The sequence below is a fragment of the Hyphomonas oceanitis genome, assembly GCF_036964545.1.
GTDB lineage: Bacteria > Pseudomonadota > Alphaproteobacteria > Caulobacterales > Hyphomonadaceae > Hyphomonas > Hyphomonas oceanitis.
The window spans coordinates 162,074-181,114 of the sequence record NZ_JBALTL010000006.1; the positions used below are offsets into that span (position 1 = coordinate 162,074).

At 53.7% G+C, this 19,041-nt stretch carries 18 protein-coding genes; 7 read left to right on the forward strand and 11 right to left on the reverse strand.

What is annotated here, in order from left to right:
• Positions 1-40: 40 nt before the first annotated feature.
• The 7 genes from V7651_RS16350 (at position 41) to V7651_RS16380 (ending at position 7,565) form a co-directional block, all read left to right on the forward strand.
• Positions 41-1,096 (forward strand): Gfo/Idh/MocA family protein, encoded by a 1,056-nt coding sequence (locus V7651_RS16350; RefSeq protein WP_335613772.1) that lies wholly within the window; start codon positions 41-43, stop codon positions 1,094-1,096.
• Complete coding sequence (locus V7651_RS16355; RefSeq protein ID WP_335613773.1) at positions 1,093-2,184, forward strand: DegT/DnrJ/EryC1/StrS family aminotransferase; 1,092 nt, start codon at positions 1,093-1,095, stop codon at positions 2,182-2,184. Before V7651_RS16350 ends, V7651_RS16355 begins: the two co-directional genes overlap by 4 nt.
• Before the next feature lie 79 nt (positions 2,185-2,263).
• Entirely contained in the window at positions 2,264-3,241 is a 978-nt protein-coding gene (locus V7651_RS16360; RefSeq protein WP_335613774.1) for an NAD-dependent epimerase/dehydratase family protein, read from the forward strand.
• Positions 3,238-4,374, forward strand: a complete 1,137-nt coding sequence (locus V7651_RS16365; protein ID WP_335613775.1) for a DegT/DnrJ/EryC1/StrS family aminotransferase — start codon at positions 3,238-3,240, stop codon at positions 4,372-4,374. Before V7651_RS16360 ends, V7651_RS16365 begins: the two co-directional genes overlap by 4 nt.
• Complete coding sequence (locus V7651_RS16370) at positions 4,371-5,246, forward strand: ABC transporter permease (protein ID WP_335613776.1); 876 nt, start codon at positions 4,371-4,373, stop codon at positions 5,244-5,246. Before V7651_RS16365 ends, V7651_RS16370 begins: the two co-directional genes overlap by 4 nt.
• Entirely contained in the window at positions 5,246-6,502 is a 1,257-nt protein-coding gene (locus V7651_RS16375) for an ABC transporter ATP-binding protein (protein WP_335613777.1), read from the forward strand. Before V7651_RS16370 ends, V7651_RS16375 begins: the two co-directional genes overlap by 1 nt.
• A gap of 4 nt (positions 6,503-6,506) precedes the next feature.
• Complete coding sequence (locus V7651_RS16380) at positions 6,507-7,565, forward strand: glycosyltransferase family 2 protein (RefSeq protein WP_335613778.1); 1,059 nt, start codon at positions 6,507-6,509, stop codon at positions 7,563-7,565.
• A gap of 19 nt (positions 7,566-7,584) precedes the next feature.
• Here the strand turns inward: V7651_RS16380 and V7651_RS16385 are convergent, their stop codons facing one another.
• From V7651_RS16385 to V7651_RS16435, 11 genes are all read right to left on the reverse strand, one after another.
• Positions 7,585-8,496: a glycosyltransferase family 2 protein gene (locus V7651_RS16385; protein ID WP_335613779.1), complete on the reverse strand. Its 912-nt coding sequence runs from the start codon at positions 8,494-8,496 to the stop codon at positions 7,585-7,587.
• A complete protein-coding gene (locus tag V7651_RS16390; protein WP_335613780.1) occupies positions 8,493-9,479 on the reverse strand; it encodes a glycosyltransferase family 8 protein in 987 nt (328 codons plus the stop codon). Before V7651_RS16390 ends, V7651_RS16385 begins: the two co-directional genes overlap by 4 nt.
• Positions 9,480-9,510: 31 nt before the next feature.
• Positions 9,511-10,428, reverse strand: a complete 918-nt coding sequence (locus V7651_RS16395) for a glycosyltransferase family 8 protein (RefSeq protein ID WP_335613781.1) — start codon at positions 10,426-10,428, stop codon at positions 9,511-9,513.
• Between the two features lies 1 nt (position 10,429).
• Positions 10,430-11,401 (reverse strand): glycosyltransferase family 2 protein, encoded by a 972-nt coding sequence (locus V7651_RS16400; RefSeq protein WP_335613782.1) that lies wholly within the window; start codon positions 11,399-11,401, stop codon positions 10,430-10,432.
• Positions 11,401-12,201: a polysaccharide deacetylase family protein gene (locus V7651_RS16405; RefSeq protein WP_335613783.1), complete on the reverse strand. Its 801-nt coding sequence runs from the start codon at positions 12,199-12,201 to the stop codon at positions 11,401-11,403. Before V7651_RS16405 ends, V7651_RS16400 begins: the two co-directional genes overlap by 1 nt.
• 240 nt (positions 12,202-12,441) lie before the next feature.
• Positions 12,442-13,599, reverse strand: coding sequence for a hypothetical protein (locus tag V7651_RS16410; protein WP_335613784.1), 1,158 nt, complete (start codon positions 13,597-13,599; stop codon positions 12,442-12,444).
• Complete coding sequence (locus V7651_RS16415; protein WP_335613785.1) at positions 13,596-15,077, reverse strand: hypothetical protein; 1,482 nt, start codon at positions 15,075-15,077, stop codon at positions 13,596-13,598. Before V7651_RS16415 ends, V7651_RS16410 begins: the two co-directional genes overlap by 4 nt.
• Positions 15,067-15,891, reverse strand: a complete 825-nt coding sequence (locus V7651_RS16420; RefSeq protein ID WP_335613786.1) for a hypothetical protein — start codon at positions 15,889-15,891, stop codon at positions 15,067-15,069. The genes V7651_RS16415 and V7651_RS16420 overlap by 11 nt, the downstream gene beginning before the upstream one ends.
• Positions 15,860-16,678 carry a glycosyltransferase family 2 protein gene (locus V7651_RS16425; protein WP_335613787.1) on the reverse strand — a complete coding sequence of 273 codons (819 nt, stop codon included), beginning with the start codon at positions 16,676-16,678 and terminating at the stop codon, positions 15,860-15,862. Before V7651_RS16425 ends, V7651_RS16420 begins: the two co-directional genes overlap by 32 nt.
• A gap of 29 nt (positions 16,679-16,707) precedes the next feature.
• Positions 16,708-17,145, reverse strand: a complete 438-nt coding sequence (locus tag V7651_RS16430) for a GtrA family protein (RefSeq protein WP_335613788.1) — start codon at positions 17,143-17,145, stop codon at positions 16,708-16,710.
• Between the two features lie 45 nt (positions 17,146-17,190).
• Positions 17,191-18,864, reverse strand: coding sequence for a hypothetical protein (locus tag V7651_RS16435; RefSeq protein WP_335613789.1), 1,674 nt, complete (start codon positions 18,862-18,864; stop codon positions 17,191-17,193).
• Between the last annotated feature and the right edge of the window lie 177 nt (positions 18,865-19,041).

Sequence of the window (19,041 nt, forward strand, 5' to 3'; positions counted from 1 at the left end):
CGTCCGCGGCCCTGCCACTAAACCACATAAAGGGCCGAGAATGAGCGCCGGAACTGAAGAAACGAAATTGGTCAATATTGGCGTGGTTGGATACGGCTATTGGGGGCCGAACCTCGTCCGTAACTTTTCCGAGCTGCAGCAGGCACGCGTTCACACAGTCGCAGACCTGAATCCAAAGGTTCTTGAGATCGTTGCGCGTCGCTTCCCTGCAACCAAAACGACGACCGACTTCCAGGAAATGATCCGGGATCCGGAGATTGATGCGGTTGCCATTGCAACACCCGTAAACACCCACTTCTCCCTTGCCATGGCCGCCCTCAAGGCCGGCAAGCATGTGTGGCTTGAGAAGCCGATGGCTGAAACATCGCTGCAGGCCCGCGCACTGGTCGAAGAGGCGGAAAAGCGCGGTCTGATCCTCCATGTCGACCACACATTCATCTACACCGGCACGGTCCGGAAGATGAAAGAGCTTATCGACGCCGGCGACCTCGGGAAAATTCTCTACTACGATTCAATTCGCGTGAACCTCGGCCTGTTCCAACGCGACGTGAATGTGATTTCCGACCTTGGTGTCCACGATTTCTCGATCCTCGATTACCTCTTCGATGAGCACCCGGTGGCCGTGTCGGCAGCAGGTATCAACCACTTCCCGGGCACCCCGGAAAATCTCGCGTACATCACATTGTTCTACGAAAGCGGCCTGATTGCTCACGCCAATGTGTCATGGCTGGCCCCTGTAAAGGTGCGCCAGATCCTGATTGGCGGCGCCAACAAGATGATCACCTATGATGATCTCGAGCCGTCCGAAAAACTGAAGATCTACGACAAGGGCGTCAGCTTCACGGATGACCCGAAGCAGATCCACGAAATGCGTGTGGGCTATCGGACGGGCGACATGTGGGCGCCGAAAGTCGATGGCGCTGAAGCGCTCCGCGTTGAAGGCGAACATTTCGTTGATTGTATCGTCAACGGCACCAAACCGATCACCGATGGCCATCTGGGCCTTCGTGTTGTCGAAGTCATCGAAGCCGCAACCAGCTCCATGCGGGGCCGCGGTGAAACCGTCCATCTCCCACGCCAAGGAAAGTCCGTATGATCCCGTTCGTTGACCTGAAGGCCCAGTATCACTCGATCAAGCCTGAAATCGATGCGGCTATCCAAGGCGTGCTTGAAAGCTGCGCCTTCACGCTGGGGCCAGACGTCGTAGAGCTGGAAAAAGAATACGCGGCCTATTGCAATAACGCATTCGCTGCGGGCGTGAACAACGGCACTAGCGCCCTCCACCTCGCCCTGCTCGCCGCAGGTGTAGGCCCTGGCGATGAGGTCATCACCATTCCACACACTTTCGTGGCGTCAGCTGCAGCCATCTATTACACAGGCGCGACAATTAAACTTTGCGACATTGATCCCGTCACATACACAATGGACCCAATCGCTCTGGAGGCGGCCATTACTCCGCGCACCAAGGCAATCATCCCCGTCCACCTCTATGGCCAAATGGCGGATATGGATCCGATCATGGCCCTCGCAAAGAAGCATGGCCTGATCGTCCTTGAAGATGCTGCGCAGGCACATGGTGCTGAGTACAACGGCAAGCGCGCCGGCTCGATCGGCGACCTCGCCGGCTTTTCTTTTTATCCCGGCAAGAACCTCGGCGCGGCCGGCGAAGGCGGTATGGTTGTTACCGGCAATGCCGAGTTCAACCGCAAGGTCCGTATGCTGCGTGACTGGGGAGCCGAGAAGAAATACCATCACGAACTCAAGGGCTACAATATGCGCCTGGAAGGCATCCAGGGTGCCGTCCTTCGGGTCAAAATGAAGTATATCGAGAAGTGGACCGAGATGCGCCGGGATGCTGCCGGCCGGTATGATGAAATGTTCGCCGGCACCGGTATCGAAACACCTACTCAGTTAGGCAACCGTCGGCACGTCTATCATCTCTACGTCATTAGGACAGCGGAGCGCGCGCGCTGGATCGAAGAACTTAATGGCAAGGGAGTTCAAACCGGTATCCACTACCCCTACCCTGTCCATTTGCTGCCCGCTTACGCCGACCTTGGCTACAAACAGGGCCAGTTCCCGCATTCAGAGAAGGCCGCCAACGAAGTGTTGTCCCTGCCGATGTATCCGGAGTTGACGGGCGATATGCAGGCCGAAGTCGTTGAAGCCGTGAAGGCGCTGTAGAGGCTCCCAATCCGGGGGGACAAAATCAGCGTCGCCTCACCACCACACAAAAGCGTAGACTAAGATAAAGGCGACAAAAATGAATCTCGACGGCGCGAACATCCTGGTTACAGGCGGATGCGGCCTCATTGGCTCCACGACCATCGACCAGATTCTGGCGACGAGCAGCCCTAAGAAGATCGTTATCTTTGACAATCTTGTACGCGGCTCCATACGCAATGTGAATGAGATCATGAAGGATCCACGCGTCGAACTGGTCAAAGGTGATATTCGCGACGTTAAAGCTGTCATGGACGTGACCGTCGGCATGGATGCCGTCATACACATGGCCGCCATCCGCATCACCGCCTGCGCCGCCGAGCCACGCGAGGCTATGGAAGTCATGTGCGACGGCACATACAATGTGATTGAAGCCGCGCAAAAATGCGGCGCCCAGAAAGTGCTCGCCGCGTCCTCTGCATCCATCTATGGCATGGCGGATACATTTCCGACAAATGAGGAGCACCACCCATACAACAACCGCACATGGTATGGCGCATCTAAGATCATGCTTGAGGGCCTGCTTCGCTCGTTCAATGATATGTACGGCCTCAACTATGTCTCGACGCGCTATTTCAACGTATATGGTCCGCGCATGGACATCCACGGCAAGTACACCGAAGTGCTTGTTCGCTGGATGCAGCGCATTGAGGATGGCGTCCCGCCCCTCATCCTCGGCGATGGCAAGACATCAATGGACTTCATCAACATCGAAGACTTGGCACGCGCCAACGTACTGGCGCTGAAGTCGGACGTTTCCGACGAAGTGTTCAACATAGCTTCGGGCGTTGAGACAAATCTGAACGAGCTTGCCTCGGCATTGATGAAGGTCATGGGAGCAGATCCGGCAATGGTGCCTGAATATGGCCCCGAGCGTTCCGTGAACCCAGTTGCTCGGCGGTTGGCCGATACATCCAAGGCTGAGAAGCTTTTGGGCTTCAAGGCAGAAATTGATCTTGAAGAAGGCCTTGAGCGCCTCGTCAACTGGTGGCGCGCCAACAAGGACATGTTCGAATGATACCGATCATCAGACCTGTCATGGACCAGGCAGAGGCCGACGCGGCATCGCGGGTCATCCTCTCCGGCTGGATTACGCAAGGGCCTGAAGTAGCGGCTTTTGAGAAGGAATTCGCAGCCTATATGGGCGCCGAGCACGCCGTTGCCGTATCGAACTGCACAACCGGTCTTCATCTCGCGCTTCTGGCTGCTGGCGTTGTCGCCGGAGATGAGGTCATAACGGTCAGCCACTCCTATATCGCCACAGCCAATGTGGTTCGCTATTGCGGCGCCGAGCCAGTCTTCGTCGACGTTGATGCGTCAACTTTCAACATGGATCCGACACTGATTGAAGCGGCAATCACAAGCCGGACCCGCGCGATCCTGTTGGTCCATCAAATGGGTATGCCAGCTGATCTCGCTGCGATTGTAACGATTGCGCGCAAGCACGGTTTGAAAGTCATTGAAGACGCAGCATGCGCCGCTGGCTCAGAGATAGAGTGGCAAGGGCAATGGGAGAAGGTCGGCCGGGTGCGTGGCGACGCAGCCGTCTTCTCATTCCATCCACGCAAGATCATGTCCACCGGCGATGGCGGCATGATCACAACTCCTCACGAGGACTGGGCGGCCAAGTTTCGACTGCTCCGGCAGCACGGCATGAGCGTGCCAGATACTGTACGGCATAAGGCGAATACGGTTATCTTCGAAACCCACCCGGTCATGGGTTACAATTACCGAATGACCGATATCCAGGCCGCTGTCGGGCGAGAGCAGCTAAAGCGCCTGCCTGGAATTACTGCGCGCCGCCGGGAGATTGCCCAAGAGTACAAAACGCAGCTGGCCTCAGCCCAATGGATCGGATTGCCCGAAGAGCCGGCATGGGCCCGGTCCAATTGGCAGAGCTTTTCGGTAGAAATACCAGCGGCCTGCGACCAGCGCGATGTCATGCAGAAACTACTCGATGCGGGTGTGTCCTCGCGCAGGGGCATCATGTGCTCCCACAGAGAGGATGTTTACAATACCGTCCCCCTAAACGCACCCCTTCCTCACTCAGAGTTTGCTCAGGACAATCGGATCATACTGCCTCTTTATCCTCAGATGACAGATGAAGACATCCAGACTGTTGTCGGCGAATTGAAAAAGGCTACGTCATGACCTCACAAGAGATCACAGATAGCGAAACAAAACTGCCGTCCCGCACGAGCGACCGGATTACGATGCTCCGCCCGGAGCGCGGTCTTTTTGATCTGGAACTTGACCAGATCTGGCGCTTCCGTGGCTTGCTGGCAACCCTTGTCCATCGCGATATCATGGTCATGTACCGGCAAGCTGCTTTGGGAGCGACCTGGGCTATCATCCAACCGATCTTCGCTGTTGCGATCTTTACGATCGTTTTCAGCCGGATTGCGAAGCTTCCAGTACCTGGTGATACCCCATACCCGATATTCGCCTTCGCAGCAGTGCTGCCGTGGACATATTTTGCTGAGGCAGTGAGGCGCGGATCCACGGGGTTAGTCAATGAGTCCAATCTCGTCAGAAAGGTCTATTTTCCCAGGATGATCATTCCGCTTTCGGGCGTTTTGGCTCCTCTCCTGGATTTCACGATCGCCTTCTTCGTCCTGATTGCAATGATGCTCCTCATGGGGGTCGCACCAACGTGGCGACTGGCTGCTGCATTTCCGCTCGTGCTTGTAGCGGGCTCTATGGCGCTCGCGGTGAGCCTCTGGCTCGCGCCAATCAACGTGCGGTATCGAGACATCAAATATACGATGACCTTCATGCTCCAGATCTGGATGTACGCGTCACCCGTTGTCTACTCGAGCACGATGGTTCCTGAAAAATGGAAATGGGTTTACGCGCTGAATCCTATGGTTGGAGTGATTGAGGGCTTTCGCTGGGCCGTAACAGGTCAAGGTGAGCCGGATATGATGGCGCTCGGCATCGGCGTATCACTCATCATTCTTTTGCTGTTCGGAGGCCTGCTCTTCTTCAAGCGCCTTGAGCGAAATTTTGCGGACCTGATTTGATGACTGAACTTGCGATCAAAGCCGACGGACTCGGCAAAAAGTACAAGATCGGCGCATCCGTTGCCCAGCATGACTCCGTAAGGGACATGCTTCAATCGGTCGGCAAAAAGCTGCTTAAGCCTAACAAGCAGAAAGAATCCGGCGAGTTCTGGGCTTTGCGCAATGCATCTTTTGAAATCAATCGCGGTGAGAATGTCGGAATCATCGGCCTGAACGGCGCAGGAAAATCCACGCTCCTGAAGATCCTCTCTCAAATTGTCACCCCGACTGAAGGCCACGCAACAATTCAGGGGCGTCTAGGCGCCCTCCTTGAAGTTGGTACCGGCTTCCACCAGGAGCTTACAGGCCGCGAGAACGTTTTTCTCTATGGATCCATTCTCGGCATGAGCCGCGAGGAAGTGGAACAGAAGTTCGACAGGATCGTCGACTTTTCAGAAATTGCGGACTTCATCGACACACCCGTCAAACGATATTCTTCAGGCATGTATGTGCGGCTGGCATTCGCCGTTGCCGCGCACCTCGATCCCGATATTTTGCTCTTGGATGAAGTGCTCGCCGTCGGCGACTTCAGTTTTCAGAAAAAGTGCATGGACTTCGCCAAATCTCTGGAGAAGCAAGGCTCTACGATCCTTTTTGTTTCCCACAATATGTTCTCCATCAAGACTATGTGCCCGCGCGTAATCTATTTAAAGAAGGGCGAAGTTGTATTCGATGGCCCCACCGATGAGGGTCTGCGTATTTACGAAGCAGACAGTCGTCTGGCCCAAAGCCCGTGGTTTCAGTCGGAAGGCGGACAAGCACCAGCCATCACATTCACTGATATCCAGTTACTAGATAGAAGCGGCACGGAAAAAACTGTTTTCGAATTCGGAGAGCAGATGACAGTGCGCATTCGCTATCAAACATCACGCCCCGTCCAGAAACCGGATATTCGCATCGGAATAAATCGTGCCGATGAGATTCACTGCTGTTCGTTCAGCACATCCTCGGATGAAATCGATCTGCCAATGATTGAGGGGGAAGGCGAAATCGAAATGGTAACGCCCGCCCTTGAACTCGTATCCGATCAGTATACGACAACAATCGCCGTGCGAGAGAATGACCGCCAAATCTGCTCGCAGCTTGGCGCAACATTTCATATCCGCCACCCGGTATATCAATCCAACGCATTTGGCGTCTTCCATCAAAGTGGCGAATGGCGGCTGAACGGAATGAAAAACGGATTGGCCCAGACGACTGTTGCCAAGGCCAAATAGGACCATGGCTGATGTTGATGTCATCATCCCATGCTACAATTACGCCCACTATCTTGAGGGCTGCGTAGCTTCGATTCTCAGTCAGCGCGATGTTGATGTCAGAATTCTGATCGTTGATGACTGCTCACCCGATAACACAGAAGAAGTGGGTCGACGTCTTGCAGCCGAAGATGCGCGGGTTCACTATTCGAAAAACCCGCAAAACCTGCGACTGATTGGAACGGCCAATCGGGGCATCCTTGACTGGGCGCAATCTCGATACACCCTACTCATCTCAGCAGACGACGCCCTCACGCCTGGTGCACTGTCCCGCGCAGTTGAAGTTCTCGACAGCAATCCGGAAGCTGGGATGCTCTATGGCATGGCCGTCATGATGGGTAGCGACGGGCCTCCGCCTCCAGTGTCAGACAATCACTCCCCAGATCATGTCATCCTGGATGGGCCTGACTATATAAAATATGTGTGTGAGCAGGGAAATGCCGTCCCCTCCCCTTGCGCCATCGTCCGCACCGAACTTCAGCAAAGGCTTGGCGGATACGATCCCGCACTTCCGCATACGTCTGATATGGAAATGTGGCTGCGTTTTGCCAGCAAGTCCGACGTGGCCGTCGTGAATGCTCCCCAAGGCTATTATCGCTGGCATTCCAGCAATATGAGCCAAGCGTTCATTGGCCAGGACCTAAGCGATCGCAAAGAGCAAATTGATACATTGCGCAAGCTACGGTCACATGCTGGAGAAACCATTAAGGACCTACGGAAGTGGGTCAAAGATGCTGAAGTAAGGCTAGTACGCGAAGCTCTTTTAATCGCCAGTCAACGAGGTAAAGAGCCTAACAGTTCAGTATCTCGGCAGGCCTTGAGATTTGCGCTCAAGTTTGATCGCTTATGTTTTCTGAGACCGTATAACTGGAAGCCAATCATCAAGATCCTCCTTCAAGCCATTCAAGCTGGCAGCAGCCGCGCAAATGCAGATGCCGAAACGAATGCGGCGCAGGGCGTCGAGTCTACAGCTCAACAATGGTTTAGTCCCGGCCAGAAAATCGGCTGGTGGCCGGGACATTAGGCCTGTCGCATGCGCGGCCTCAGTTTGTCTGCGAGAGCCGACCTAATAGCCGGTCCCGCAAATAGGCCATGCCGCCACGGGTCTCCCAAGCAAGCGAACTCCACGAGAAGCGCCACCGCAGCGAGATGATTCCGCGCGCAAAGAACCATGGCTTACCGCGTAGCAATAATTTCATGTGATACGCTCCGCGCGCGTAGTCATAGCCTCTGCAAAGGGCCGCTACGTCGACCTCCTTGCGACCATGGTGATGCCTGACAACGATATCTGGCCGATACGCACCGCTCCACCCTGCGATAACCACCCTTGCTGCCGCATCGACATCCTCTACCGGGTAGCGGGTGCCCGCACCGAGGTTGCTATCGAAGCCGCCGATTTTTGCCAACGCGGTGCGTCGGAAGGCGAGGTTTGCTCCCATAAGTATATACGGGGAAACATACGTCCCGGCTGGAACATCCCGCGCTTCTTCCAGCAAGTTCACTGAGATTGGATAATCGTCCGGGTCATGCAATACGACCTTTCCGGTCACGAACCCCAGACCTGGATCCTGAAAGGCTTTGTCGATTTGCAAAAGCCAATCTTCATTGGGATAACAATCATCGTCGGTAAAAACGATAATCTCACCCCTAGCAGCCCTTATGCCTGCGTTGCGGGCTCGGCCAAGTCCAGGCACCATTTCCTGGATGCTCTTTACCGGCGCAGGCAAGGAATTTTTCTGTGCTTCGATGACTTCTGCCGTATGATCTGTCGAACCATTGTCGACGAGCACAATTTCCCACGCGCTATCCAAATGGAGCTTGCGGATCACCTCAAGGCAGCGAACCAATTGAGCAGACCGGTTGCGCGTGCAAATGACAAGTGACAACCTTGGTGCAAAAACTCGCCCTGCCCCCATCTCCCGATCCGGTTCATTTGAAATATGAGAACCGATCACTGACTGCTCCCGCTGATATGGTCATGCGAGGCAGAACGTTTTTTTTGCATCAGCCGACCAGGATGCTTTCGCATCCAACGGGCTCGCAAGCGCAACCGGTCAATAATGCGAAACCCCTGCTTTCCAGAAACCTCCCTTAGGAAGTCGGTACGTTTCAAACTGTCCCAATAAACCCATGACCATGGATGGTACCCATCCTTGATCCACGGTTTTTCAGGCCCGGTGAAGTGAACGATATCCGGATAGGCGCCTCCAAGCCGGCGATGCACGGGCTGCTCGGCCACCGCCCAGTCTTGAAGATGCGAAGCTTGGACATTCCAGGAAACCGGGAGTGGCTGCCACGATTGCCAGAATGTCCAGTTCAGAGCATCCTGATCATTATACGGCAGGCCCTCATCATGCTCTGCCGCGAAGTGCATGGCTTTGGTGAAGAGTGCCTCCTTCCGCACCTTAGTCAAATCAATAAGCAGGATTCCAGCGTTGAAATACTCACCCTCAGGCAGATCCCATGTTTGATGAAACGTTTTTCCCTCAAAGTGATCTGTATTCAGATATCCATCTGCCACGGCGCCTAATGCACAGCCTTTCAAATCCATCGACCATAAGTCGCGAAGGTCGCCCAATACAGTTATGTCAGCATCGAGATAGATAAGCCTTTCGCAATCGGCAGGCGCAAGATGTTCCAGTCCAAGACGATAGAGCGTCGCGCGCGTTAGATGACGACGCGATTCAAATGCCGGAACATCTTCATCTCCAACTTCACGCCAGATAAATGAGCTGCCAGGTGCATTCTTTTCAATACGCTCCTGAACGTCCCTGGAGACATTTTCATAGAGAATGATAAAGCGGAACGGAGCATTGTCTGCATGTCGTGAAACGGCTGCAATAACAGCAGCAGCATGCGGCGCGTACGCACCGTCGAACCCCATTGTCACATCAATCCGGTTGGTCACTGCAGGCGCCATTTCTCGAACTTTAACCATTAGCATCTCTCAAGATGCCCTTACAAACGAACTAGCGCGTGGGTGCAGGTGGCATAAACACCAGCCATCTCAGCCAGAGACGAATTCGCTCTTTCACGCCGACACCCTGCGCCTGCTCAACTTCCTTCAGGAACGGCGTCCGAGTCACGTTCTTCCAATAAAGCCATGCCCAAGGGTGATAAGCGCCCTTTATCCAGGGCTTTTCAGGGCCTGTATAATGCACAATGGACGGCGCTCTACCGCGAAGCCTTTGCTCAAGCGGGATCTCTTTCTCAAGGGAAAGGATAACCATGTGGCGCATCACGTTCCACGAAACGTCGAGCAGTGTCCATCGCATCCAGATAGACCAGTTAAGCGCATCCTGATCGTTGAAAGGTAAATCCCTGTCGTGCTTCGCAACGAAAGCGGCAGCCTTCGAAAACAGCTTTTCTTCTCTTACCTTGTCCAAATCAATGACAAGTATGCCTGCATTAAAATATTTTGGAGGCTTGTCGTTTTCCAGTCCCCATTTTTTTGCAAACGCGACGGGGTCCACATAGCAATCCGTTACAGCGCCGATTGGATTGGGCGCGATGTCGACAGCCCACAGCTTTCGAAGGTCATCAACCACAATAATATCGGAGTCGAGGAAGAGCACCCGATGACAATCGGCAGGAGCCAGGGATTCAAGCCCAAGGCGGAACAGAGTGGCGCGTGAAAAGTGCTCCCTGTCAGCAAACGGTGGCAAGTCGGCATCGCTTACCTCACGCCAGACAAACTCACAGTGGGGAGCAACAGCTTTGCATTTACCTTTCGCCGCCTCACTTACATCTGCATACAGAAGTATAAACCTGAACTCAGCGCCGGGGGCTGCCCGAACAATAGAAGATATAACTGTGGCGGCGTGGGCCGCATAGCGCCCATCAAACCCCATCGCCACGTCGACGACATCATTTGCGTCGAATGTCATATTATACACCAGAATTGTCTTGCTTGAGAGCGCTTTGACCGGCCCAAGGCAGGAATGTCAGACGAAAGGCTCTCCGCAACGCGGAGGGCTGAATAACTGAAGATACCAGACGAAAGGGATTGAGCTTAAAGGCGCACCAGAAAGCTTTGCGCGCAGACGAAAGGTCAGCATTCTCTGAGCGATCGATCGCAGCATCCGCAAAATAGTAATAGTAGCCCTCGATGGACCTAAAATAGGATTTTGCTACTGCGCCGATGGAAGACCAGCGCGACAGGGTCTTGCGCGCATGCCGAATGAATATCTTGCGTGTATACTTAGCTCGATTGGCCTGAAGGACGTCAAATGATCCTGCAGGGCGAGCGCGGCACTTGACGGCGACGACCGGAACAAAGCCAACCTCATGATCCCGCACAAACCGCAGCTGCCAGTCCCAGTCAGAATCGCCAATGAGGGATTCATCCATCAAACCACATGCCCTCGCGATGTCACCACGCACCACTGTTCCACCGACCTGAGGGAAATATCCGCTCAGCATTTTGAGATAGATATTGTTGTCTTCCGGCCACTCGGTTGGCCATGCCGGCTCGATCGGCTCCAGGCTTTGATTGGTGATAAGAATCTGGCCAAAGACTGCTGCAAAGTGTGGATTGGCATCCAACAAATCTATCTGTGGTCTGATGTTGTCTTGCGTCCAGACATCGTCATCATCGAGAAATGCGACGAACTCGCCTGACATTTTTTGCATCGCAACGTTGCGTGCCGCAGGGCAGCCATACACATCTGTCTTACCATACAAACCGCCAAATTCGGCAACCACTCTTTCGGTCTCAGGCGTCGTGCCATTGTCTCCGACGAGAATTTCGAAAGTCAGGTCTGGTCCCTCTATGGCGCGAATACTTGCCAGAGCGTCCCGAAGCGTATCAGGCCGATTTCGTGTACCAACGATGACTGAGACGACACGCGGCGATTTCATTAAACCCACTCTTCCCAACGATCAAACTTGCCCTTCAATAACGCATTGAAGATGAAATCACCGTCAAATTTCGTGACAAAAGTGCGCGGGATTGTGTTTTCTGGACGCGTATCTTCGGCTTGCGCAAATATGACCTTATATCCCGCCGCCTTTGCAATCTCGCCGGCCTCAGGCGTCCAGTTTGCGGACTGGCCGAAAGGAATGGCAAACGTATCTGGCTTGATGCCAATACGACGCTCAAACATGTCTCGCGAGCCCGCCAACTCATCTACGATCTGATCGTGCCCCATCTGACCAAAGTCCGAATGTGTCGCGGAATGGCTTCCCATTTCGGCGCCCATCGAGAGAAGTGTCTCGATTTCATCCCAAGTAAGAATGACGTTGTCGTCCGTCCAATGCCGCCCGTCCGACCACTCGGAGACTGGGAATATCGTCCAAGGTAGGTTGTATTCTTTCATGATCGGCGCTGCGTTGGTGAGCACGCTGCGCAGGCCATCATCAAACGTGATCGCAAGATCCTTTGGACCGCCACCCGTCTCCACGATCTGGCTCGCCGGAACGAATTTGAATCCAGCATCCAAGGCACGCTCGATTTGGCGACGAAACTGGGCCGGTGTGACGTCATTTACGCCCCATTGAGACTGCCCAATGGAATGGTAGCAGAGGATTCGACCGATATACCGGCGGCGCGCGCGACCGAGCGCGGCAATCAAATGCCGCTCACAGCACATACGCGAAGACGCGACAGCCAGCCGGGTCACGCCAGCTGACTTCAACGCTTGTTTTAGAGCCGTTTTCAAGAACGCGTTCCCACTGCTATTTGCCCCGCATCCCCATGGGGGCCTGATATTATATATGGTGGGTGAGTAGCAACTTACATGCCAAGCGGCTACCGGGAAAATCAACCTAGATTATCTAAATTACAGGCCATCAGCCACCGCGTTACACCTTTATGCAGCAGCGAAATCTACCCCAAACGAGCATAATTATGGACGATCCAGTTTTTATCCACCAATACGAGAACATCAGCTATCGTAAGTTCAGCTTATCTTTGACCGCCTAAACTCATCTACCTCATCCGGCGTACCTAAGCAGTGAACAGCGGAGACTGGAACGTCAGAAATATAGATGCCAAGACCGTCTGCTATCATTGAGCGATACATTGGCGCGATATATTTTTCTCCAGCTTCCTCTCCACCAGGAGCCGAGAAGTGGGTTCCATAATATTGCGAGAACATTGTTGCGCTCTTGAACCAGTAGAGGCCGATTGTTGCATTCTCACTAATTCGGCGCTTTTCGGCCACATCCGTGGCGCGTCCATCCTCACCGACATCGACAAAGCTCCAATGATCCCCTTCGGCCCGGAAGCACGGAATCCATCCATCCGCCTCGGCAGGAATTGAGGCTGGCAGCAGTGCCTCGGGCTGAACAAAGGTGTCGATATTGTAGACCAAGAGAGGCGCTTCCGGATTCCAGTATGGTTTTGCGGCCATGGCTGACGTGGCCTGCCCATCCGTCAGAGAGGGCAGTTCAACAACTTTCCATTTAGTGATGCCGAGATGTTTGCACATTCTCTCTATGAAGGCACCGCTCTCAGTCGCCTGCAACGTCACAAAGATAACCCGGCTTTTGCGCGATATGAAGCCTTCGAGCGATTTGAGGGACCACTCAAAGAGGCTCTTTTCGTGCACCTCAATCTCGTATTTCTCGACCTTAAAGCCTGCTTTCTTGAAACGCGAACCAAGCCCAGCCATCGTTATAACAATGTTCAGATCTTCAACTGGACGTTCACGCAAGGCCTCGGCTTGCTGGCGATCTTTCTCAATTATGTCGAGCAAGCCTTGATGGTCATGGGTGAGGAACTCGCCCGGCCTTACCGAGCGGTCATCCAGATAGAATCCGTCTGCACCCGGCCAGGGTTTCCCGAACAGAATTTCATCATATGGCACCCGCCAATGATCGAGCCACTTCAACAAAACGGGCGCTGTAAGCTTGTTGATCAGCCCCAGATTGCCATCATGCGTGCGCATATTTCTCGCAGTATACAGAACGATCTTGAAGCCTTTCGCCTGATACTCCCGCAACGACTCAATGATATCTGAATAGGGGACGAGACTTTCGTATGTATCTCCCCCCCCCTTTATCGGACAAAGCGTGCCATCGATGTCGACAATGAGTGAACGCTCGGACTGGCTCATGCGACGCCTCCATGACTGTCGATTTCAGAGAGGATTGACTCGGCCCGCAGCAGGAAGGCGGCAACCTTATCCGCATGATCGACATGCAGAGGCATCATCGAGAGGAACAAGGACGCCTCCCCCAAACGTAACGCCTTATAAGATATCGACGGCCTCAGCTCAGATCGGAATATCTGTTTGAATATAGCATTTTGTGGACCAAACACCTTGAGTTCAACATTTGCAGACGGGTCAAGAAAAACGCTGAACTTTTTGTTGTTGATCAGATCATAGTCACCCAAAATCGAGTGTGACAACTTGCAGTAATCATACAGCGGATGCGTCCAGAGTTCTGCCTCGGTCAGGGCACCCTTCGGGTCGATCAGCTGGAGCAGCAGGTTTGATTTGTCATAAAGAATATTGGAAAGACATGGGTCCCCGTGGCCGATCACAAGCTTGTTGTCGCCTTTGATTACTGACCAGTTGCGTTCCATCAGCCGGAAATACTTGGCGAACACGCCTTGCAGGCGGTTCTCGCCAGTCGCCGTTGATACAAACCGGGATACAGACGCACCGACCGGACTATCCATTAGCTCGGCTTGGCGGCGGCGCACTTTGTGTTCAAACAATTCACGCGCGACCTTTTCAACTTCCTCTGAGCTTGCCTTCTTATCGGGACGGTTCTCCAGAAAATATAGAATGCGTTCCAGGAAAAGTTTGAAATCGCGTTCTGACCACGCGCTGTGAATCCACTGGATCGCTGCATCCGCCATATACCGACGCGGCATCTTGTATTCGGCTATTCCGTTTTTCTCTTCATACCCGAATGCCCCAACAAACCAGTGCTTCATCTCTTCTGGCAGCAAGCGATAATAGTCGTGCTCTGCGCGTATCTTCGCCTTGTCCCCGGACTGCTTGGTATAGATGATATCGGCTGCGCGCATGCGGTTGAAACCGCGGGGCGTGGTCGCGCCAGCCATGAAATCCAGAAAATTCGCAGACTCCGAAATGTCTTCAAGCGGCCCCGGCGATGCCAACACTTTCGCGTCGGCTATTGGCTCCCGCAGCGTATGCAGCGGCGCAACTTTGAAAGCCTCCCACGTATCGATAAATTCGGCGACGGATTTAAAGTATCGGAAAAGCGGCTCGCGCGGCCGATCAATTACATTGTCTCTCGCAAGCACGACCCGCTCGATGACCGCTTTCAGCGCCGCCGCATCCGCCGGCGCACCAGAGGCAGCAAGAACAATCACGCTCTCTGCATCAGAGAGCTGCGGCAGTGCGGTATAGGGCAAACCGAGGACAGTATTTGACGTAACTCTGACAACACGATGAGCAGCCCATTCCGGTAGCAGCCCCACAATACTGTCATGGAGCGACTGATTGCGAAACCAGATGTCGCCATAGCTGCGCTGACCGACATATCGGGCGATCTGATCTGTAACAGGTGCACGATCATCATAGATGATCAGCGTGTTCTTGGAGTTGTCAGTTTGCATTGGAACGCAACCTTCTTATCGAGAAGAGACTTATGCCTGCTATCACCAGCGCGAAGAGGAAGATCTGGATAGGTTCCTGGAATTCCCGTATCCGCGCATCCAGCTGCGAAAGGCTTTCAATCAGCCGCGATACAACACCCTCGATATTTGAGCCTCCAAAAACGATGGAAATGGCGAACAGCTCCAGCCCCCAAATGAATATCGCGAGCAGGAGCACTGCCAACGCGCGTCCTTTCAGAAGAGCCTCAACAATCCTGGCATATTCCTGAAAGCGGCAAACAATCCAGAAGCCGACCAATCCATGCTTGCTGCGGCTGCGCAAGAGTAGGTCATCGTAAAAATACGGCAGGATGGTTTTGACGGCAAAGGCACTCGAAACAGCAAAAAACAGAAAGACGATCAGGATCAATTGTAGCAGGCGGAGCTGCTCGGGCGGCACCACGAGAAAGCTCAGCCAAGCCGTTAGCAGCAGCAAAGCAATCGCATCACTGGCTCGCTCAATCAACCATATGGCGCCCCCCTCCACATGTGACTTCGCCAAGCCGACGAATCCCGCAAGGCGGACGAGCTCAAGTGCTTTGAACGGCAAAACCGAGTTTGGCCATAGCAGCAGCATATGCACGCTGATGAGCCGCCGCATCGTCGACCTATCCTGCATGCAAAGAATGGCTATGCGCAGAATGCGCAGCACATTTGCCGCAAGATAGATTGCACCTGCCGCAAGCAGCTGGTGCATTCCAAATCCGGTATCCTGAACGACGCCCTGCATAAATCCGCTTCCGTTACACGCCCGCTGCCACATCAGCGGAAGCATACACGACCTCTCCAGCGTAGACGTCGAATGACTTTTCCCTATGGTCTCGCTTGAAGAAGGCCTTCGGCGCAAATGCGCGGTTTGCAAGAAGGGACAGCACTTTCACAGCCTGTCGGAACAGACGTACATTCGATGCCTGGTCTTCTTCCCGCCACGTCATCGGAAAGAATTTCACATTGTCGCCCACATAGAGGCTGTGCATCAGCATCACATAGTTGAATGTCAGATTGTCTGGAAATGTTGAGATCGCCTTGAGGTCTATCTTGCTCAGCCGATACATATTCAGGCCAGAGCCCAGATCTTGGACCTTTGCTCCGCAAGCAATCGAGAAGAGCAGATTGTAGACGCGGTTTCCAAACTCCCGAAACCGGGAATAGCACTGCAGCTGCGAGCCTTTTGAAAAGCGGCTGCCCAGATAGCAATCGGGTTCATATGCCTGTCCGGATTCCAGCGCGGGAAGAATATCCCGAATGTCGGCCTGATCGTCACCATGCAGCACGATGAGATAGTCAAAGGCATTTGCCTTGGCGTAGGCGAAGGCCGTTTTGTGAGAGCCACCCAGGCCATAATTGTTTTCATTACGCCATACGCGCCATGGAATATCGAGTTCACTAGCCGCGTCGCGCGCGCGTTCGCGCGTCGCATCGGGCGAAATATTGTCGACGACCATGACGAGATCAATCAGTCCGGCGAAGCGATCGTTCTTGAGCTGGTTCAGAACACGCGGAATTTGTGTCTCACATCGGTACGCCGGTATGAATACCATCGTGCGGCGGCGCTCTTTCATATCTGCGTTCAACGCCATCTGCTCAGTACCTAATTTGCGCGCCCAGTTGTGCTCGCGACAGAAAACACTCCTATCAGCAACCTGCTAACCACATAGTTGGTTAACAACGAGAAAGGAGTAACCACCACTTTTGCTAGAAATGGTGCAACAACCAGACCAACAACCACGAAATTGTACACTCCAAACAAGCGTGACAGGAATTCGATGGCTAGTGAGAACACGGTGATGGAGGCGATCTGATAAGCGATATAGATGCCTAACTCGCGTCCACGTGGTCGATACAACCCCTTTGTGGAAATGACTGAAAACGCGAAAAACGCGAATGCTGCCCCACAGACTGACGACATATAATTGGAGAAGAAGGGCGTAAGGTGGACAAAACCTACCAGCATACCGAATACCGCAAAGTCTATGAGCCAGCCCAAGCCTGACAGCATCACGAATGTAATGATGTTCTTGATATTCATCAGGTCTGCTTCCGCCGCAAATGAGTTAAAACATAGCCGAAAGGATCATGTCTGACTTGGACTCGCAGACCTCTTCAGGATCGTGAGCAAGACTGGAATTGCGCTTACCAGCAAAATGGGTGCCGCCATGTCGATGGCCGCATAATATTTGTATTGGCCCTCGGGGGCAAAAACGAAAAGAACAGGTACGCGCGAAAAAAGCACAACCCCTGCGAAAACCAGCCCTGTATGTCTCCAGCACACGACCATGATGAGGAGGCAAACCAGAATTTCCGGCCAGAAAGCCCACTGCAGTCGGAGTAAAGGGTTTTGCGTTGAAGCGAGCATGAATTGTTCCACGGCCCTACGGCCACCCGGCCAGATGCCTTCATAGACAACCGGCCTTGCCCATCGCGCGATTTCATTTTGCGAATAGTCCGAGTTCGCGAATGCCTGTCGTGGATAAACCTGATCGCCCTGTGTACGCCCAAAATTCGCGGCTTTGAACACCGCCACTCGGTTCTCAAACCATACGTCAGGATGCGACAGGACAAGATCAAGGGCGGCAGAACTGACGAGGGTAGCCTCATCCGGTGTGGTCGGCGGATTCAGTTGTCCTGTTTCCTTTGCCTCCCAAAATGCATTTACGCCCGTGTCGTCGCCAACGTCCCTGATGAGCGCAATTGGAATGACAGTCCCTATAGGATCCAGGTCCGCATCAGGCAGGGGCTGCTCCGCATGATTAATGATATAACCAACAGGATTAAGCCACATCGTAACCCTGTATTCTGCAGCCGAGAAATAGCTCGGCAGGAAAACCACCGTGAGTATGTTGGCCGCCAGAAATATGCCGAGGACTGGAGCCAGAACACGTGCGCCAACTGCAAGTCCATCAAGCGCGATGTCACGAACCGTCGCGTGCACTCTCACCGCCTCAACGAGCAGGCGGAAGCCAATGCCAGAGAAGATAACAGCCAGATAGACAAGCCCATCCGATCGTAGCAGATAGGCCAGCACCCCAAGCACAACCAGACGCAAAAGTACGCTCGAATTTCGCCACGCGCGCTCCCGCATGAAAGCAATACATTCAGTCACGAGAAACACGGACAGGATCGCGAACCAGCTGTCCCGCGTCACAAGGAGCGCCGTGAAGAGAGACGGCACGTTGATCACGGCAAGCACAATAAGCGTGGCCACACCCAAGCGCCCCGCCCCACCGCGCATGAGCACCTGACCTGCGTATGCCAAGCCCAGCGCGTAAAAGCTGATCTGGAAAAATGTGAGAGCGCCGAGAAACGGAATATGCTGCAAAACAGATTGCGTGATGATCGCCGTATAAGGCCCCAACCACGCATCTATCGGAAAGTGGCGCCCCTGCTCTACCGCAGCGAATGAATCGCTCATGAAAAACCCGGGCCATGAACACAGGAGCAGTGCGAGAAGCGCAATCCACAACCCTGCAAACAAGCGCCGACCGACTTGCTCCAATTTCATGAAATATATGCAGAAAAAGGCGCAGATCGACCAGAACACTACCCCATACCCAAGTGCGGCGAGTGGAAATCCCAAACCGTGTCGCGCCAAGGGGGCCATCGACCACCAATCGAAAACGGATATCCAGAGAAGTGAGCAAAGCTCCAGGATTGCAAACGCACCGCCGATCAGAACGACCCTGCGCATGTAGCGGGACCGCAATAACCCCTCCCGCTCAGTCGAGTCTCGTAGTTGATTGAATTTCATGACTTTAAAACCCTAACCCGCTCATGCGCCGACACATGTCTTCAATCGATGGCCCTACCAGACTTCTGCAGCTTTCAATATACCGCCGACTGCCGGAGGAGTCTGATGAAACTGGACACCACAGCCTACCCAAATGCGTGCAGCATCGGTACATAGCCATGTAAGGGTGTGGAGGAA

Excerpts from the sequence above, each read along its gene's own strand:
- V7651_RS16350 (WP_335613772.1), top strand. The coding sequence starts at position 41 with ATGAGCGCCGGAACTGAAGAAACGAAATTGGTCAATATTGGCGTGGTT.
- V7651_RS16355 (WP_335613773.1), top strand. The coding sequence starts at position 1,093 with ATGATCCCGTTCGTTGACCTGAAGGCCCAGTATCACTCGATCAAGCCT.
- V7651_RS16360 (WP_335613774.1), top strand. The coding sequence starts at position 2,264 with ATGAATCTCGACGGCGCGAACATCCTGGTTACAGGCGGATGCGGCCTC.
- V7651_RS16365 (WP_335613775.1), top strand. The coding sequence starts at position 3,238 with ATGATACCGATCATCAGACCTGTCATGGACCAGGCAGAGGCCGACGCG.
- V7651_RS16370 (WP_335613776.1), top strand. The coding sequence starts at position 4,371 with ATGACCTCACAAGAGATCACAGATAGCGAAACAAAACTGCCGTCCCGC.
- V7651_RS16375 (WP_335613777.1), top strand. The coding sequence starts at position 5,246 with ATGACTGAACTTGCGATCAAAGCCGACGGACTCGGCAAAAAGTACAAG.
- V7651_RS16380 (WP_335613778.1), top strand. The coding sequence starts at position 6,507 with ATGGCTGATGTTGATGTCATCATCCCATGCTACAATTACGCCCACTAT.
- V7651_RS16390 (WP_335613780.1), bottom strand. The coding sequence starts at position 9,479 with ATGGTTAAAGTTCGAGAAATGGCGCCTGCAGTGACCAACCGGATTGAT.
- V7651_RS16395 (WP_335613781.1), bottom strand. The coding sequence starts at position 10,428 with ATGACATTCGACGCAAATGATGTCGTCGACGTGGCGATGGGGTTTGAT.
- V7651_RS16400 (WP_335613782.1), bottom strand. The coding sequence starts at position 11,401 with ATGAAATCGCCGCGTGTCGTCTCAGTCATCGTTGGTACACGAAATCGG.
- V7651_RS16410 (WP_335613784.1), bottom strand. The coding sequence starts at position 13,599 with ATGAGCCAGTCCGAGCGTTCACTCATTGTCGACATCGATGGCACGCTT.
- V7651_RS16415 (WP_335613785.1), bottom strand. The coding sequence starts at position 15,077 with ATGCAAACTGACAACTCCAAGAACACGCTGATCATCTATGATGATCGT.
- V7651_RS16420 (WP_335613786.1), bottom strand. The coding sequence starts at position 15,891 with ATGCTTCCGCTGATGTGGCAGCGGGCGTGTAACGGAAGCGGATTTATG.
- V7651_RS16425 (WP_335613787.1), bottom strand. The coding sequence starts at position 16,678 with ATGAAAGAGCGCCGCCGCACGATGGTATTCATACCGGCGTACCGATGT.
- V7651_RS16430 (WP_335613788.1), bottom strand. The coding sequence starts at position 17,145 with ATGAATATCAAGAACATCATTACATTCGTGATGCTGTCAGGCTTGGGC.
- V7651_RS16435 (WP_335613789.1), bottom strand. The coding sequence starts at position 18,864 with ATGAAATTCAATCAACTACGAGACTCGACTGAGCGGGAGGGGTTATTG.